At 71.6% G+C, this 14732-nt stretch carries 14 protein-coding genes; 8 read left to right on the forward strand and 6 right to left on the reverse strand.

The window, feature by feature from the left end; all coding sequences use genetic code 11:
* Nucleotides 1–93: 93 nt before the first annotated feature.
* From ACFZBP_RS38370 to ACFZBP_RS38380, 3 genes are all read left to right on the forward strand, one after another.
* A complete protein-coding gene (locus tag ACFZBP_RS38370) occupies nucleotides 94–2868 on the forward strand; it encodes a fumarate reductase/succinate dehydrogenase flavoprotein subunit (RefSeq protein ID WP_391420518.1) in 2775 nt (924 codons plus the stop codon).
* Nucleotides 2869–3121: 253 nt separating this feature from the next.
* Entirely contained in the window at nucleotides 3122–3805 is a 684-nt protein-coding gene (locus ACFZBP_RS38375; protein WP_391420643.1) for a glycoside hydrolase family 19 protein, read from the forward strand.
* A 39-nt stretch (nucleotides 3806–3844) separates the two neighbouring features.
* Nucleotides 3845–4750, forward strand: a complete 906-nt coding sequence (locus ACFZBP_RS38380; protein WP_391420520.1) for an aldo/keto reductase — start codon at nucleotides 3845–3847, stop codon at nucleotides 4748–4750.
* A 28-nt stretch (nucleotides 4751–4778) separates the two neighbouring features.
* Here the strand turns inward: ACFZBP_RS38380 and sph are convergent, their stop codons facing one another.
* Both sph and ACFZBP_RS38390 read right to left on the reverse strand, forming a co-directional pair.
* Nucleotides 4779–5816 carry a sphingomyelin phosphodiesterase gene (gene sph, locus ACFZBP_RS38385; RefSeq protein ID WP_391420522.1) on the reverse strand — a complete coding sequence of 346 codons (1038 nt, stop codon included), beginning with the start codon at nucleotides 5814–5816 and terminating at the stop codon, nucleotides 4779–4781.
* 83 nt (nucleotides 5817–5899) lie between these two features.
* Nucleotides 5900–6358, reverse strand: a complete 459-nt coding sequence (locus ACFZBP_RS38390; RefSeq protein WP_391420524.1) for a pyridoxamine 5'-phosphate oxidase family protein — start codon at nucleotides 6356–6358, stop codon at nucleotides 5900–5902.
* A 228-nt stretch (nucleotides 6359–6586) separates the two neighbouring features.
* Between ACFZBP_RS38390 and ACFZBP_RS38395 the strand changes: the two genes are divergently transcribed.
* Both ACFZBP_RS38395 and ACFZBP_RS38400 read left to right on the forward strand, forming a co-directional pair.
* Complete coding sequence (locus ACFZBP_RS38395; protein ID WP_391420525.1) at nucleotides 6587–6973, forward strand: VOC family protein; 387 nt, start codon at nucleotides 6587–6589, stop codon at nucleotides 6971–6973.
* A gap of 58 nt (nucleotides 6974–7031) precedes the next feature.
* Entirely contained in the window at nucleotides 7032–8096 is a 1065-nt protein-coding gene (locus ACFZBP_RS38400; RefSeq protein WP_391420527.1) for an adenosine deaminase, read from the forward strand.
* Here the strand turns inward: ACFZBP_RS38400 and ACFZBP_RS38405 are convergent.
* Nucleotides 8084–8593: a DUF664 domain-containing protein gene (locus ACFZBP_RS38405; protein WP_383452602.1), complete on the reverse strand. Its 510-nt coding sequence runs from the start codon at nucleotides 8591–8593 to the stop codon at nucleotides 8084–8086. The two genes, ACFZBP_RS38400 and ACFZBP_RS38405, sit on opposite strands and share 13 nt — an antisense overlap.
* A gap of 176 nt (nucleotides 8594–8769) precedes the next feature.
* Nucleotides 8770–9660 carry a LysR substrate-binding domain-containing protein gene (locus tag ACFZBP_RS38410; protein WP_391420530.1) on the reverse strand — a complete coding sequence of 297 codons (891 nt, stop codon included), beginning with the start codon at nucleotides 9658–9660 and terminating at the stop codon, nucleotides 8770–8772.
* Nucleotides 9661–9798: 138 nt separating this feature from the next.
* Between ACFZBP_RS38410 and mgrA the strand changes: the two genes are divergently transcribed.
* On the forward strand, nucleotides 9799–10794 hold the full coding sequence (gene mgrA, locus ACFZBP_RS38415; RefSeq protein ID WP_391420532.1) for an L-glyceraldehyde 3-phosphate reductase: 996 nt from the start codon (nucleotides 9799–9801) through the stop codon (nucleotides 10792–10794).
* On the opposite strand, the gene ACFZBP_RS38420 is transcribed toward mgrA, so the two are convergent.
* Both ACFZBP_RS38420 and ACFZBP_RS38425 read right to left on the reverse strand, forming a co-directional pair.
* A complete protein-coding gene (locus ACFZBP_RS38420; RefSeq protein ID WP_391420534.1) occupies nucleotides 10784–11071 on the reverse strand; it encodes a DUF1905 domain-containing protein in 288 nt (95 codons plus the stop codon). The genes mgrA and ACFZBP_RS38420 overlap by 11 nt on opposite strands.
* Before the next feature lie 88 nt (nucleotides 11072–11159).
* A complete protein-coding gene (locus ACFZBP_RS38425; RefSeq protein ID WP_391420536.1) occupies nucleotides 11160–11561 on the reverse strand; it encodes a nuclear transport factor 2 family protein in 402 nt (133 codons plus the stop codon).
* A gap of 347 nt (nucleotides 11562–11908) precedes the next feature.
* Here ACFZBP_RS38425 and ACFZBP_RS38430 point away from each other — a divergent pair, with 347 nt between their 5' ends.
* Together ACFZBP_RS38430 and ACFZBP_RS38435 are read left to right on the forward strand one after the other, a co-directional pair.
* Nucleotides 11909–12319, forward strand: coding sequence for a hypothetical protein (locus tag ACFZBP_RS38430; protein WP_391420538.1), 411 nt, complete (start codon nucleotides 11909–11911; stop codon nucleotides 12317–12319).
* Nucleotides 12320–12380: 61 nt separating this feature from the next.
* Nucleotides 12381–14726: an FHA domain-containing protein gene (locus ACFZBP_RS38435; RefSeq protein ID WP_391420541.1), complete on the forward strand. Its 2346-nt coding sequence runs from the start codon at nucleotides 12381–12383 to the stop codon at nucleotides 14724–14726.
* Nucleotides 14727–14732 lie beyond the last annotated feature (6 nt).

A 14732-nucleotide genomic window follows, 5' to 3' on the forward strand; every position in this document is an offset into this window, starting at 1 on the left:
GCGGTGGGGACCGCGCGAACGGCCACACACGGCCCGCACCTCTCCGCCACGCCCCAGCCCGCGCCCCCCGCAAGCTCCGAAAGGCCACCCACCATGACTCCCGCGACCCTGACTCAGATACCCGCCCTCGACTCTGCCGAGGAGCTGACCTGCGACGTCCTCGTGATCGGAGGCGGCACCGCCGGCACCATGGCCGCGCTGACCGCCGCCGGGCGCGGTGCGTCCGTGCTGCTGTTGGAGAAGGCGCACGTACGGCACTCCGGAGCACTCGCCATGGGCATGGACGGGGTCAACAACGCCGTCATCCCCGGCCGGGCCGAGCCGGACGACTACGTCGCCGAGATCACCCGCGCAAACGACGGCATCGTCGACCAGTCGACGGTCCGTCAGACGGCCACCCGGGGGTTCGAGATGGTGCGGCGCCTGGAGTCGTACGGGGTGAAGTTCGAGAAGGACGAGCACGGTGAGTACGCCGTCCGCCAGGTGCACCGCTCGGGCTCGTACGTGCTGCCGATGCCCGAGGGCAAGGACGTCAAGAAGGTCCTCTACCGGCAGCTGCGCAGGCGGGAGAACCGCGAGCGGATCCGCATCGAGAACCGGCTGATGCCGGTGCGCGTGCTGACCGCCGACGGCAAGGCGGTCGGCGCCGCGGCCTTCAACACCCGCACCGGAGACTTCGTGACCGTGCGCGCGGGGGCCGTGATCCTCGCGACGGGGGCCTGCGGACGTCTCGGACTGCCCGCGAGCGGCTATCTGTACGGCACGTACGAGAACCCGACCAACGCGGGCGACGGCTATGCGATGGCGTACCACGCGGGCGCCGAGCTCACCGGCATCGAGTGCTTCCAGATCAACCCGCTCATCAAGGACTACAACGGCCCGGCCTGCGCCTATGTCGCGAACCCCTTCGGCGGTTACCAGGTCAACCGGCACGGGCAGCGGTTCGTCGACTCCGACTACTGGTCCGGGCAGATGATGGCGGAGTTCGCCGCCGAGGTCGCCTCCGACCGAGGTCCGGTCTACCTCAAGCTCAGCCACCTGCCCGAGGAGTCGATATCGGCCCTGGAGTCCATCCTGCACTCCACCGAGCGCCCCACCCGCGGCACCTTCCACTCCGGACGCGGCCATGACTACCGCACCCACGACATCGAGATGCACATCTCCGAGATCGGTCTGTGCGGCGGTCACTCCGCCTCGGGGGTACGGGTCGACGACCACGCCCGCACCACCGTGCCCCGGCTGTACGCGGCCGGCGACCTGGCCTGCGTCCCGCACAACTACATGATCGGGGCGTTCGTCTTCGGCGACCTGGCGGGCGAGGACGCCGCCCAGTACACGGCGTACCAGGGCGAGCTGCCGCGCGAACAGCTCGCCGAGGCCCACGAGTTGATCTACCGCCCGCTGCGCAACCCCGACGGACCCGCCCAGCCGCAGGTGGAGTACAAGCTGCGCCGCTTCGTCAACGACTACGTCGCCCCGCCCAAGAGCGGCGCCCGGCTCTCCCTGGCGCTGGAGCACTTCGAGCGGATGCGGGACGAGATCGCCGAGATGGGCGCGCGCACACCGCACGAGCTGATGCGCTGCGCCGAGGTCTCGTTCATCCGGGACTGCGCGGAGATGGCGGCCCGGTCCTCCCTCGCCCGCACCGAGTCCCGCTGGGGCCTCTACCACGAGCGCCTGGACCACCCCCAGCGCGACGACTCGGACTGGCTGCACCACCTGGACCTGCGCAAGCGCCCGTCCGGCGCGATGGAGTTCACTGCACGTCCCGTCGCCCCCTACCTCGTGCCCGTGCCGGAGTTCACCCCCGTCGGCGGCCCCTCGCGCCACCTCGGCGAGGTGGATCCGCTGCCGACGGCCACGGCGGGGCGCCGGGAGGCACCGCCGGCGGCGGCAGGCGCGGAACCGGGCGGGGCCGCCCCGACCGCCGGTGCGACGCACGACGCCTCGGAGTCCAGCCGGGAACGGCTCCTGGAACTGGTCGCGCTCACCGAGGAGCAGCCCGAACTACAGGCGCTGGAGCCCTACTTGAAGGACCCGGACGCCGTCGTACGTCTGGAGGCCGTCAGGGTGCTGACCGAGACGGCCCCACCCGGGGCCGGCCCGGCCCTGGCCACCGCCCTGGCCGACGGCGACGGACACGTACGGGCCGCTGCCGCCTCCTCGCTGCGCGAGCTGGCCGAAGTCCTCCCGGCGGAGCGGGAGTTGCGTGACACGCTGGTAGCCGCCCTGACGGTCGCGGACCCGACCGCCCGCAGCACCGCCCTGGACCTGCTGCGCGCCTTGCGCCTCGGCGACGCCGCCCTGTACGCCGGGCACCTGGCCGCGCCGGACATCGACGTCCGCCTGGCCGCCGTACGTGCCCTGGTCTCGGTGGACGCGGTCGACGCCCTGTCGGCGGCGGCCGCGGACACGGCGCGTGAGGTACGGGTGGCCGTGACGCGCGGGTTCGCGGCCCTGGCCCCGCACATCGACCTGGCACGGTCCCTGGCGCAGGGCGAGGGCGCGTCGGTCGCCCTGTCCGGCCTGATCCTTGATGCCGACGTCCTGGTACGCGCGGCGGCCCTGGAGGCCCTGGGCGTCCTCGGCGTCCCGGCCCCACTCCTCGCCACCGTCACGGCGGCACTCACCGACCCGGCCTGGCAGGTCCGCGCGGGGGCCGCGACCGCCCTCGGCGGCGCCGCGCCGGAGCACGGGGTCCCCGCTCTCGCCGAGTTGCTGGAGGACCCGAACGCCGATGTGCGCAAGGCCGCCGTACTCGCTCTGCTGCGCCATGCCGCACACGACGACGCCCGCACGGCGCTGTCGAGCGCGGTCGACGACGCGGACGCGGACGTCCGGGCGTACGCCGGCCGGGCGGCGCGATGAGCGGAAGCCGCGGAAGCCTCCTCGGCCCCAACACTCTCAAGCCAACTTGGAGTTCGGTTGGTCTGCACCATTGACTGGTACAGACCAAAGCGGTTGAGTATGTCTTCACACCCCCCACCACGGCCGCCCCCACGCCGTGGCCGACCCGGTCGGCGCGTGCGCACAAGGCTCTGCTTCGCCCTGCCCTTGGCCGGGTGCGGCCGTGCTCCGCAAAGGAGTTGACCCTGTGTCGAAGCGCCGCATAGCCGCTCTGATGTCCTCCCTCGCCCTGGCCGGCGCCGCGCTGCTGCTCCAGCCGGCCCCCAGCGCGTCCGCCGCCGGGTTCGTCGTCAGCGAGTCGCAGTTCAACCAGATGTTCCCGAACCGGAACCCCTTCTACACGTACAGCGGCCTCACCGCCGCCCTCAGCGCCTACCCCGGCTTCGCCAACACCGGCAGCGACACGGTGAAGAAGCAGGAGGCGGCCGCCTTCCTCGCCAACGTCAACCACGAGACCGGCGGCCTGGTCCACATCGTCGAGCAGAACACCGCCAACTACCCCCACTACTGCGACCGCAGCCAGCCCTACGGCTGCCCCGCAGGCCAGGACGCCTACTACGGACGCGGCCCCATCCAGCTCAGCTGGAACTTCAACTACAAGGCGGCGGGCGACGCCCTCGGCATCGACCTGCTGGGCAACCCCTGGCGGGTGCAGAACGAGTCGGCCGTCGCCTGGAAGACCGGCCTGTGGTACTGGAACACCCAGAGCGGCCCCGGCACCATGACCCCCCACAACGCCATGGTCAACCAGGCCGGCTTCGGCCAGACCATCCGCTCCATCAACGGCTCCCTGGAATGCGACGGCAAGAACCCGGCGCAGGTGCAGAGCCGCGTCAGCGCCTACCAGCGCTTCACACAGATCCTCGGCGTCTCCCCGGGCGGCAACCTGTACTGCTGACGCCACGCCGGTGTCCGAGGCGTGTGCGACACTCCGCCGATGACCTCCGAAACGATCACCGCGAAGGCCTCGGGCACCTTCACCCTCGGCGACCTGCCCGTGAGCCGCCTCGGCTTCGGCGCGATGCGGCTCACGGGCAGCGCCGCCTTCCACCACGGCACGCCGAGCGACCGGGACCGTTCGATCGCCGTCCTGCGCAAGGCGGTCGATGTGGGCGTCGACCACATCGACACGGCCGCCTTCTACTTCTCCGCCCTGCGTTCCGCCAACGAACTCATCAACACCGCGTTGGCGCCGTACCCCGACGGCCTGGTCATCGCCACCAAGGTCGGCCCCCACCGCGAGTACGACGGCGACTGGGGCACCTCGGCCCGCCCCGACCAACTCCGCGGCCACGTCGAGGAGAACCTGCGCCAGCTCGGCCGCGACCATCTGGACCTCGTGTACCTGCGCCGCATGGGCCAGGACTCGATCGCCGAGCACTTCGGCGCGCTGGCCGAGCTCCGTGCGGCGGGACTCGTCCGCCACCTCGGCATCTCCGGCGTGGAGCCACGTCACCTCGCCGAGGCGCAGGCCATCGCGCCCGTGGCGAGCGTGCAGAACCGGTACGCGCTCGACCGGCCAGACCCCCAGGCCGACGAAATCCTGCGCCGGTGCGGCGAACAGCGGATCGCCTTCGTGCCGTTCTACGCCGTCGCCGGCGACACCGGCGAGCGGGGCGCCACCACCGCCCACGACGACGAGGTCCTGGCCGTTGCCCGGGCGCACGGCGCGAGCCCCGCCCAGGTGCGCATCGCCTGGACCCTGCACCAGGGCCCGCACGTCCTCGCCATCCCCGGCACCGGCAACCCCGACCACCTGGCCGAGAACGTCGCCGCGGGTGCGCTCCGCCTGACCAACGACGAGCTGGTCCGGCTCGACTCGGCGCGACAGCACACCGGTTGAGCCGAACCCATCACCTCGCCGGCCTCGCTCAGCCCGTGTACCCCGTCACCGGATAGTGGTCGGAGAGGTTCGTGTACGTGTAGTCCGTCCCCCAGCTGGACACCGTCCAGGGCGCGCTCTGCTCCTTGACGACCTCGTTCTTCCAGACCGTTGGGCGCACGTGACCCGCGCGGTGCAGGACGTGGTCCAGGTCCTCGCGCGGGTCGTCGGGGTAGCGGTCGAGGGCGATGGAGTTCTCCCGCGTGTCGAACGAGTACGCGTGCCCGGTCCGGGCGTCGGCCCCCACCAGCCCGCCGTCGGCGAGCATCGAGGCGTACTCGGACGTGCGCGAGTCGACGTTCATGTCACCGGCGACCAGGACCTGTTCGCCCGCCGGGATGTTCTTGGCGTCCAGGAAGGCGTCGATCGCACTGAACTGCCGACTGCGCATCGCGGCCGCCTCGCCGGCGGCACAGCCCGGGTCGGTCGACTGCGCGTGCGTGCCGACGACGTGCACCTTCGTGCCGTTGACGTTCAACACCACGTACGCGAAGCCCTTGTTGGACCACCAGTCCGCCCCGCACGCGTCCTTGTAGACCCACTGCTCCTTGCGCAGCACCGGCCACTTGCTGAGCACCACGACCCCGCCGTCCTCGGGCGTCGTCGCCGAGTACGCGCCGCCGGTCGCGTCCCAGCCGCTCCTGCTCCGCCCCACCACCGGCGTCTGGTACGGGTACTCGCTCGCCACCGAGGTCTTCAGCGCGTCCGACGACGCGTTGTCGAACGCCTCCTGCACCACCACGACGTCGTTCCCGCGGAAGAAGGACGCCTTCGCGATCTCCGCGGCCCGGTGGTCCTGGCCCCAGTTCGGGTACAAGGTCCTGCTGAAAAGGAAGACGTTGTACGACAGCACCCGCAGCGGTGGCACCTGCTCAGGGGTCGAGGCGGCCGAGGCAGCGGGCGCCGCGCCCACGAGCCCGGTGGCGGCGAGGGTGAGGGCGAGCACGGCTGCGCCCGGGGTGCGGCGCGGTGGGAAGAGCGTCACTGGATCTCCCTGAGGGTGAGGGGGCTGAGTGGCGCCGCACATCAAACCACCGGCGATTACTCCCAGGTAACTCCCGTGCGTGAAAACAATGTCGGCCGGCGGTACGCCCGGCTTCGGGCCCCGGCTCAGACCACCCACACCCCGTCCCGCAGGAGATACCGGCCGCGCATCTCGTGCTCGCCGTTTCGCGCCTGCACCGCGCGCGGACGCACCCGGAAGAACACGTACGGCCCCGCGTCCGCCCGGGGATCCCAGCCCGTCTTCGCGAGAAACGCCCCGGCCGCCGCGCCCGGCACCTCCTCGGCGGCGTACATCTCCACGTCGCCGTCGACGAGGACGACGTCCAGCGTGTCCCCGAGCGCCAGCCGGGCCCGTCGGCCGTCGCGCAGGTTGCGCCCGGTCGGGGTGGTCGGCCGGGTCGCGAGCCACAGGGACTCGCCGTGCCACACGAACCAGAGCGGGACCAGGCACGGCACCCCGTCCGCGTCGGCCGTGGCCACCCAGACGTCCATCTCCTCCTCCAGACGGACCAGGAGGTCGCGCTTGCGCCGCTCGGGGGTACGGGCCGGTTCGGTGATCTTCATGGGCCGGACGGTAGCGGGGGAGGGGGGCGGTGCGGATCGGGCGCGGGGCCCGTCGGGTTTCGGACCTCGGACCTAGGGCCCTTCTGATGGATCTCCGCGGCGTCACGGAGATCCATCAGAAGGGCCCTAGGTCGCGGGGCGCGGTCGGGTGCCGTTCCGCCGACGACTGGCGTCCGCGAGGTTTTACGTATAACCTCTCCCGTCAATCGCACCTCCCGGAAGGCCCCGATGAGACGCATCGCCCTGGTCACCCTCGTCGTCGACGACTACGACGAGGCGATCCGCTTCTACACCGAGGCCCTCGGATTCCGGCTCGTCGAGGACGCCCCGCGTCCGGACGGCTCCCGCTGGGTCGTCGTAGCGGCCGACGAGCAGGGCACCGCGCTGCTGCTGGCCCGGGCCAAGGGGGACGAGCAGCGTGCCCGGGTCGGCGACCAGACCGGCGGGCGCGTCGGGTTCTTCCTGCACACCGACGACTTCGCCCGCGACCACGCCCGGATGCTCGCCGCGGGCGTGACCTTCCTGGAGGAGCCCCGGCACGAGCCGTACGGCTCGGTCGCCGTCTTCCAGGACCTGTACGGCAACCGCTGGGACCTGCTCCAGCCCGCCGGCTGACCCTCCGCCTCCCGCCCCTCCGAACCACCCCGCCCCAGGCTCGAAGAAAGACCTCGCCATGACTGCTATGCGCGTAGACGCCGATGTGATCCGCCGCCTCCCCAAGGCCGTCCTGCACGACCACCTCGACGGCGGCCTGCGCCCCGCCACCGTGGTCGAGCTCGCGGCCGAGGTCGGCCACACCCTGCCCACCACCGACCCGGACGAGCTCGCCGCCTGGTACTTCGAGGCCGCGAACTCCGGTGACCTGGTCCGCTACATCGCCACCTTCGAGCACACCCTCGCCGTGATGCAGACCCGCGAGGGCCTGCTGCGCACGGCCGAGGAGTACGTCCTCGACCTGGCCGCCGACGGTGTCGTCTACGGCGAGGTGCGGTACGCCCCCGAGCTGAACACCAACGGAGGGCTGAGCCTCGCCGAGGTCGTCGAGACGGTCCAGGAGGGTCTCGCGGCCGGTATGGCGAAGGCCGCGGCCGCCGGTACCCCGGTGCGCGTCGGCACCCTGCTGTGCGGGATGCGGATGTTCGACCGGGTGCGTGAGGCAGCCGACCTCGCCGTGGCCTTCCGGGACGCCGGTGTCGTCGGCTTCGACATAGCCGGTGCCGAGGCCGGCTTCCCCGCCGCCGACCACCTGGCGGCCTTCGAGCACCTGCGTCGCGAGAGCGTGCCGTTCACCATCCACGCCGGTGAGGCCGACGGCCTGTCCAGCATCCACCAGGCGCTGCAGATCTGCGGCGCCCAGCGCATCGGCCACGGCGTGCGCCTCACTGACGACATCGTGGACGGCAAGCTCGGCCGCCTCGCGGGCTGGGTGCGGGACCGCCGTGTCGCGCTGGAGATGTGCCCGACGTCCAACCTCCAGACCGGCGCCGCCACCTCCATCGCCGAGCACCCGATCACCGCGCTGAAGGACCTCGGCTTCCGCGTCACCCTCAACACCGACAACCGTCTGGTGTCGGGGACGACGATGACCCGCGAGATGTCGCTGCTGGTCGAGGAGGCCGGCTGGACGGTCGAGGACCTGCGCACCGTCACCGTGAACGCCCTGAAGAGCGCGTTCATCCCGTTCGACGAGCGCAAGGCCCTCATCGAGGACGTCGTCCTCCCGGGCTACGCGCTCTGAAGCAGCCCGCGCACATAGGCGGCCTGTCCGACGTGCTGGAGATCGTCGGACAGGACGCTGACCAGTCGTACGCCCAGGGTGACCGGTGGATCCCAGCGGTCGTCGACGACGCGCTCCAGATCCTTGGCGGCCACCTCGCGCAGCGCCCCCAGGGTCTGGGCGTGCACGGCGTCGTAGTAGCCGGTCAGCAGGTCGCCGGAGTCGACCCGCACCTTGGCGACCTTCGCGGCGGTGTGGCCGTAGCCGGTGTCGTGCCGGGGCAGGTCCAGGCCGAACGTCTTCTGGAAGTCCTGGGTCAGCCAGACCTGGTCGAGGTCGAAGGCGTCGGCGATGTGGTCGTCCTGGACGCGGGTGAGGTGCCAGACCAGCCAGGCGACGGAGTTGGCGTCGGCGGCGGGCCGGGCGTGCAGGGCGTCGGGGTCGAGGCCCTCGACAGCGGCGTGGACTTCTTCCTGGATGCGGTTGTACCCGTCGATGAGGATGTCCTTGGCATGCATGGCTCCACCATCGCGCAAAGCCGTCCGTCACGCGCCCCTGGGTCGTCCGGCATGTGTTTCCGCGGGGCCTGGGCGGCCTGCCGCGGACGTGTTCGCGGGTGGCGCGGACTTGGTCGACCGCCCGCCCGGCCACGCGTCGGCGGGGGCCGTCCGCCGACGCCCCCATGAGCCGTCCGTCACGCGTCGCCCTCCGTCTCCAGCAGCGCCATCAGCGCCCGGGCCGCCGGGCTCGTGGCCTGCGGGGGCGGCAGCAGGGCTACCGTCTCGTAGACGGACTCGCCGGTGTCCTTCACCGGCAGCGCGGTCAGTGAGCCGCGCTTGTGCCGGAAGTGGCGCGGTACGACGGCGATGCCGAGGTCCTCGTCGACCAGGTCCAGGAGGCTGTGCACGTCGTTGACCTCGAGGGCCACCGTCCGCCGTACGCCCGCCGCCGCGAACACGGCGTCGGTGGTGCGGCGCGGCCCCCAGTCCGGGTGGAAGTCGACGAAGACCTCGCCGCCCAGGTCCTCCGGGGTGACGGCGGCGCCGGCCTCCGCGAGCCGGTGGCTGGGGTGGCACAGGACGGTCATCGGTTCGCCGGTGAGGGGTACGACCCGCAGCTGGTCGGTGTCCTCCTGGGCCGCCCGCACGGCGAAGGCCAGATCGAGGCGCCCGGCCGCGACCTCCTCGGCGAGCGCGCCCGAGCCCGCCTGGCGCAGGCAGATCTCCACGTCCGGATGCTGCCGCCGGAAGGCCGCGAGCAGCCCGGCCACATGCACCCCGGCGATGCACTGCTCGGACCCGAGTGCCAGCATCCCGCGCAGCACGCCCTGCACCGCGGCCACCGCCTCGTGGGCGGCCCGCACCTGCGCCAGGATCCGCTCCGCCTCGCACAGCAGCGCCCGCCCGGCCGGGGTGAGGGTCACCCTGCGGGTCGTCCGCACGAACAGCGGGGTCTGCAACTCCCGTTCAAGGGCCCGGATCGAGGCCGACAGGCCCGACTGGGACACCATGAGCCGCTCGGCCGCCCGGGTGAAGTGCTGGTCCTCGGCGACCGCCACGAAATGCTGGAGATGGCGCAGTTCCATGATTGAGCAGCGTAGCCGCTGAATCCCATCTGATTTACCTGTTGGACCACTGCCCGCAGGTCGCGACAGCATAGACGGCGACTGGAACACCGGCTCCTCGGAGCCGTCCTTTAGTGTGCCAACCCCTCTGGAGTCGCGTTGTACACCGCACACCCCGACCGCTACGCGGGCATGCCCTACCGGCGCACCGGACGCAGCGGCCTCAAGCTTCCCGCGCTGTCCCTCGGCCTGTGGCACAACTTCGGCCCGGCGGACCGCTCGGTCGAGCACCAGCGGGCCATCCTGCGCCGCGCCTTCGACCTGGGCGTCACCCACTTCGACCTGGCCAACAACTACGGTCCGCCGCCCGGCGCCGCCGAGTCGGCGTTCGGCGAGGCGCTGAAGGCGGACTTCGCGCCGTACCGCGACGAGATGATCATCTCGACCAAGGCCGGCTATCTGATGTGGCCCGGCCCGTACGGCGAGTGGGGCTCCCGCAAGTACCTGCTGTCCTCCCTCGACCAGAGCCTGAAGCGGATGGGCCTGGACTACGTCGACATCTTCTACTCGCACCGCCCCGACCCGGACACTCCGCTGGAGGAGACGATGGGCGCCCTGCACTCCGCGGTGCAGCAGGGCAAGGCGCTGTACGTCGGCATCTCCAACTACTCGGCCGAGCAGACCCGCGAGGCCGCCCGCATCCTGGGCGAGCTGGGCACCCCGCTGCTCATCCACCAGCCCGCGTACTCGATGCTGAACCGCCGTCCCGAGGAGGAAGGACTGCTCGACGCCCTGGACGAGCTCCAGGTCGGCTCGATCGTCTTCTCCCCGCTGGCGCAGGGCCAGCTGACCTCGCGCTATCTCGACGGCATCCCGAAGGACTCGCGGGCCGCGAGCGGCAGCCCGTTCCTGAACGCCGACGCGATCACCGAGGAGCTGCTGGGCAAGCTGCGCGCCCTGAACGAGATCGCGGGGTCCCGCGGTCAGACGCTGGCCCAGCTGGCCCTGGCCTGGGTGCTGCGCGGCGGCCGGGTGACCTCGGCGCTCGTCGGCGCGAGCAGCGCGCAGCAGATCGAGGACAGCGTCGCCGCCACCCGCAACCTGGACTTCGACGCGGAGGAACTGGCCCGGATCGACGAGATCCTCAAGGGCTGAGCCGCTCCGTCAGGCGCACGGTCACCGAGTCGCCCTGCTGCTTCCCGATGGCCTTGCGCAGCTCGGCCTTCACGGGAAGCTTGTGGGTGCCGTCCCCGAGGGCCATGAACGAACTCTGGAACGGATGTCCGTCGACCGTGCCCCGGACCTTGACCAGTCCACGGGTGCCGAAGAAGTCGACGGACTCCGGCCAGACGACGTAGGTCCAGCCGCCGTCGCTGGGACTCTTGAGCAGGACGGCGGTGAATTCCGCGTCCACGGGCGTGTTCGTGGTCATGGTGTGCTCCGTTCGCGGCGGTCCTCGGCGGCCCGCACTGGTCCTGGTCTTCACCGGTCGGACCGCCGCGGCGTACGGAACTCATCGCTCACGCCTCGGCGGGCACCCGGTCCAGGAACCCCAGGACGGTCATGATCCGTCCCTCGGCGTCCAGCGTGATCACGTCGGACCCCGCCACCGGCGCCGCGCCGTCGGCCTCCCGCACCAGCTCCCAGGAGAAGCGCGCCGTGTCGTGGTGGCCGTCCACCGATCCGGTCCGCCGGAAGACGAACCCGGGGAATTGCGCCTGCGCCGCCGCGACGACGGCCACGATCCCTTCGTGGCCGCGGACGTCGGCTGGGGGTCCCCCCTCTGGGGGAGGGTCGGTGTAGCCGCCGTGCGGCGCCCACGCGGTGGCGACGGCGTGGGCCAGCGCGCCGGGCTCGCGGGCGTTCCAGGCCTCGAAGTAGCGGGCGACGGCGATGTCGTAGCGGTCGGGGGACGCGGGCATGGGGGATCAGCCTCCAACGAGGTCGTCACTGCTGGTCGGAACCGGGATCCCGCCTCGCGGCGACCCGGTACCGCAACGATGCCCGCCCGCCGCGGAAAGCTCGATTACCCCCGAGGTAATGCCCGGTCACGAACCCGCTTGACGTGTACCCGCCGTATTTCGGCCAGCACCGGATGTGAATATGCCAGGAGAGTGGCCGGAAAGTCGTGGTGACAGTGTTTCAGTAGTGAACATACTCACTACGAGGGTGCCTCACATGGGGCGACGGCGCCCTTACGCACCGCTCATGAGCCGCAGGGAAAGCGAGGTCCGCCGACAGGCGAACACGGCAACACGGGGGAGGTCACGTGCACGACGAGTTCCTGTGCCATGTCACCGCGTACGGCGTCTGCGACGGCCGACGCATCGGAGTACCCCTGGGCACGTACCGGGCGCCCACCCTGGCCCTCGCCCTGTGGTGGTTACGGGACCGGGCCTCCTGGATCGCCGAGCGATTAGACCCGCGACCGGACGCCGAGCACTTCCCGCCGAGTGCGCTCGTCCCGGTCGCCGACAATGTGCCCGACGTACCGGCCGTGCTCCGGACCTGGTGCGGTGACCTCGGCCAACAGGAGCTGGTGGCCGACGAGTTGGCGGCCGGGCGGCTGGTGCGGATCGCCGTGAGCGACGAGACCACCGAGTACGAACTGCTCGCCGAGTCGGTGGACGCCCTGCGGATGCAGCGGACCATCCCCGCCCTGGTCGTCCCCGTCGGCTAGCCCCGAGGGGCGGAACCAGCGCAAGCAGGCGCATATCCGAACAGATCGATAGAATCATGGCATGGCGGAGCGACCGGCCGCACCGACCGCGCCTGTACTCGTCCTGGAGACCGAGTCGGGATCCACCGTGATGACCCCGGGCCGCGACTACCACGTCGGACGCGACCCCCTCAGCGACATCGTCATCGACGACGCCCGCGTCTCCTGGCACCACGCGGTGCTGCGCCCCGACGCCGACCACTGGACCCTCGCCGACGAGAACAGCACCAACGGCACCTACACCGAGGGCCACCGCATCCGCGAGTGGGACGTCGGCCCCGGCACCGTCATCCGCTTCGGCAACCCGTCCGACGGCCCCCGCGCTGTCCTGCTCGACCGCACCCCTCCGGTCGGCTCGGCGGACCGCCCCTCGGCCGTCTCCATGCCGAGCCTCACGGGCACCTTCCGCCGGCCCACCACCGTCCGGCCGCTGCCCGCCCGCGCCGTCCGCATCGGCCGCGCCGCCGACAACGACCTGGTCATCGACGACCTGATCGTCTCCCGCCGCCACGCCGAACTGCGCGCACTGCCCGACGGCACGTACGAGATCGTCGACCTGGGCAGCCACAACGGCACCTACCTCAACGGCAGTTCCGTCACCACCGCCCCGGTCGGTGTCGGAGACATCGTCGGCATCGGCCACTCCGCGTTCTGCCTGGTCGGGGAGGAACTCCAGGAGTACGTCGACACCGGCGAGGTCTCCCTGGAGGTGCAGGACCTGGCGGTCGCCGTCGACCACGGCCGCAAGCTCCTCCTCGACAACGTCTCCTTCCCGGTGGGGGAGAAGTGCCTGCTCGCCGTCGTGGGCCCGAGCGGCGCCGGAAAGTCCACCCTGCTCAACGCCCTCACCGGCCTGCGCCCCGCCGACCACGGCACCGTCCTCTACGACGGCCGTGACCTCTACCACGACTACGCCGAGCTCCGTCAGCGCATCGGCCTGGTCCCGCAGGACGACATCCTGCACGCCCAGCTCACCGTCCGCAGCGCCCTGTCCTACGCCGCCGAGCTGCGCTTCCCCCAGGACACCGCCAAGGCCGAGCGCCTGGCCCGGGTCGACGAGGTCCTAGGGGAGCTGGGTCTGGAGCAGCGCGCCGACCAGCCCGTGCACAGCCTGTCGGGAGGCCAGCGCAAACGCGTCAGCGTCGCCCTGGAGCTGCTGACCAAGCCGTCGCTGCTGTTCCTCGACGAACCGACCTCCGGCCTCGACCCCGGCATGGACCGCTCGGTGATGCACATGCTCCGCGGCCTTGCCGACGACGGCCGCACCGTCATCGTCGTCACCCACAGCGTGCTCAGCCTCGACACCTGCGACCGGCTCCTCGTCCTCGCCCCCGGCGGACGGATCGCCTACTACGGCCCGCCCGAGGAGACCCTGCTCTTCTTCGGCTTCGAGCACTGGCCGGAGGCCTTCGAGGCCTTCGAACGCGACCAGGAACGGGACTGGGCGGGCGACTACCGCGCCTCGATCTACCACCGGCAGTACATCGCCGACGCCACCGCGCAGCCCCGGCAGCCCCGCACCGGCCCGGTGCTCATCACCCGGCCGCCCCGGCCGCGCAGCCGGCGCGCCCAGCTCGGCACCCTGATCCGGCGCTACGCCTCGGCGCTCGGCGCCGACCGCACCTTCCTCGCCATCATGATCGCCCTGCCCTTCGTGATGGGGGCCATGACCCGCGCCCTGGCGGGCGGCAGCCTGACCCGGGACAAGGCGACGAGCGCGCTGTTGATCCTGTGCGTCGGCGGCGTGCTCACCGGCGCCGCGAACGCCGTACGCGAACTCGTCAAGGAACGGGTCATCTACCAGCGCGAGCGCGCCGTCGGCCTGCCCAGATCGGCGTACCTGTTGTCCAAGGTGGTGGTCCTCGGGACGATCACCGTGCTCCAGGCCGTCGTGCTGACCCTGGTCGCGCTCCTCGGCGTCGACCTCCACGCGCCCGGCGGCGAAGGCGTGCTGATGCCGCCCCTTGTCGAGATCACCGTCGCCGTCGCCCTGCTGTCCTTCACGGCGATGATGCTCGGCCTGGTCGTCTCCGCGCTGGTGCGCAAGGAGGAGGTGACCATGCCGCTGCTGGTGCTGCTCGCCATCGTCCAGGTCGTCTTCTGCGGCGCCCTGCTGAAGCTCGACGGCGTCCCCGGCCTGGAGCAGCTGTCCTGGGTGGTGCCCTCCCGGTGGGCGTTCGGCGCGATGGCCGGCACCGTCGACCTGGCCCGGATCACGCCCGGTGACCTGACCGGCGATCCGCTGTTCGAGCACTCGGCGGGGGTGTGGCTGCTCAACGTCGGCATGCTCGTCGTGCTCTCGCTCCTCTTCGGCTACCTCGTCTCCCGGCTGCTGCGCCGGCGCGAACCCGTCGTGATGCGGAAGTAGGCGCGG

The sequence above is a fragment of the Streptomyces sp. NPDC008086 genome (assembly GCF_042957325.1).
In the GTDB taxonomy this organism is placed as follows: domain Bacteria; phylum Actinomycetota; class Actinomycetes; order Streptomycetales; family Streptomycetaceae; genus Streptomyces.

What these genes read in the sequence shown, in the direction of transcription:
- ACFZBP_RS38370 (WP_391420518.1), top strand. Translation starts at nt 94, where the DNA reads ATGACTCCCGCGACCCTGACTCAGATACCCGCCCTCGACTCTGCCGAG.
- ACFZBP_RS38375 (WP_391420643.1), top strand. Translation starts at nt 3,122, where the DNA reads ATGTCCTCCCTCGCCCTGGCCGGCGCCGCGCTGCTGCTCCAGCCGGCC.
- ACFZBP_RS38380 (WP_391420520.1), top strand. Translation starts at nt 3,845, where the DNA reads ATGACCTCCGAAACGATCACCGCGAAGGCCTCGGGCACCTTCACCCTC.
- sph (WP_391420522.1), bottom strand. Translation starts at nt 5,816, where the DNA reads ATGTGCGGCGCCACTCAGCCCCCTCACCCTCAGGGAGATCCAGTGACG.
- ACFZBP_RS38390 (WP_391420524.1), bottom strand. Translation starts at nt 6,358, where the DNA reads ATGAAGATCACCGAACCGGCCCGTACCCCCGAGCGGCGCAAGCGCGAC.
- ACFZBP_RS38395 (WP_391420525.1), top strand. Translation starts at nt 6,587, where the DNA reads ATGAGACGCATCGCCCTGGTCACCCTCGTCGTCGACGACTACGACGAG.
- ACFZBP_RS38400 (WP_391420527.1), top strand. Translation starts at nt 7,032, where the DNA reads ATGACTGCTATGCGCGTAGACGCCGATGTGATCCGCCGCCTCCCCAAG.
- ACFZBP_RS38405 (WP_383452602.1), bottom strand. Translation starts at nt 8,593, where the DNA reads ATGCATGCCAAGGACATCCTCATCGACGGGTACAACCGCATCCAGGAA.
- ACFZBP_RS38410 (WP_391420530.1), bottom strand. Translation starts at nt 9,660, where the DNA reads ATGGAACTGCGCCATCTCCAGCATTTCGTGGCGGTCGCCGAGGACCAG.
- ACFZBP_RS38420 (WP_391420534.1), bottom strand. Translation starts at nt 11,071, where the DNA reads ATGACCACGAACACGCCCGTGGACGCGGAATTCACCGCCGTCCTGCTC.
- ACFZBP_RS38425 (WP_391420536.1), bottom strand. Translation starts at nt 11,561, where the DNA reads ATGCCCGCGTCCCCCGACCGCTACGACATCGCCGTCGCCCGCTACTTC.
- ACFZBP_RS38435 (WP_391420541.1), top strand. Translation starts at nt 12,381, where the DNA reads ATGGCGGAGCGACCGGCCGCACCGACCGCGCCTGTACTCGTCCTGGAG.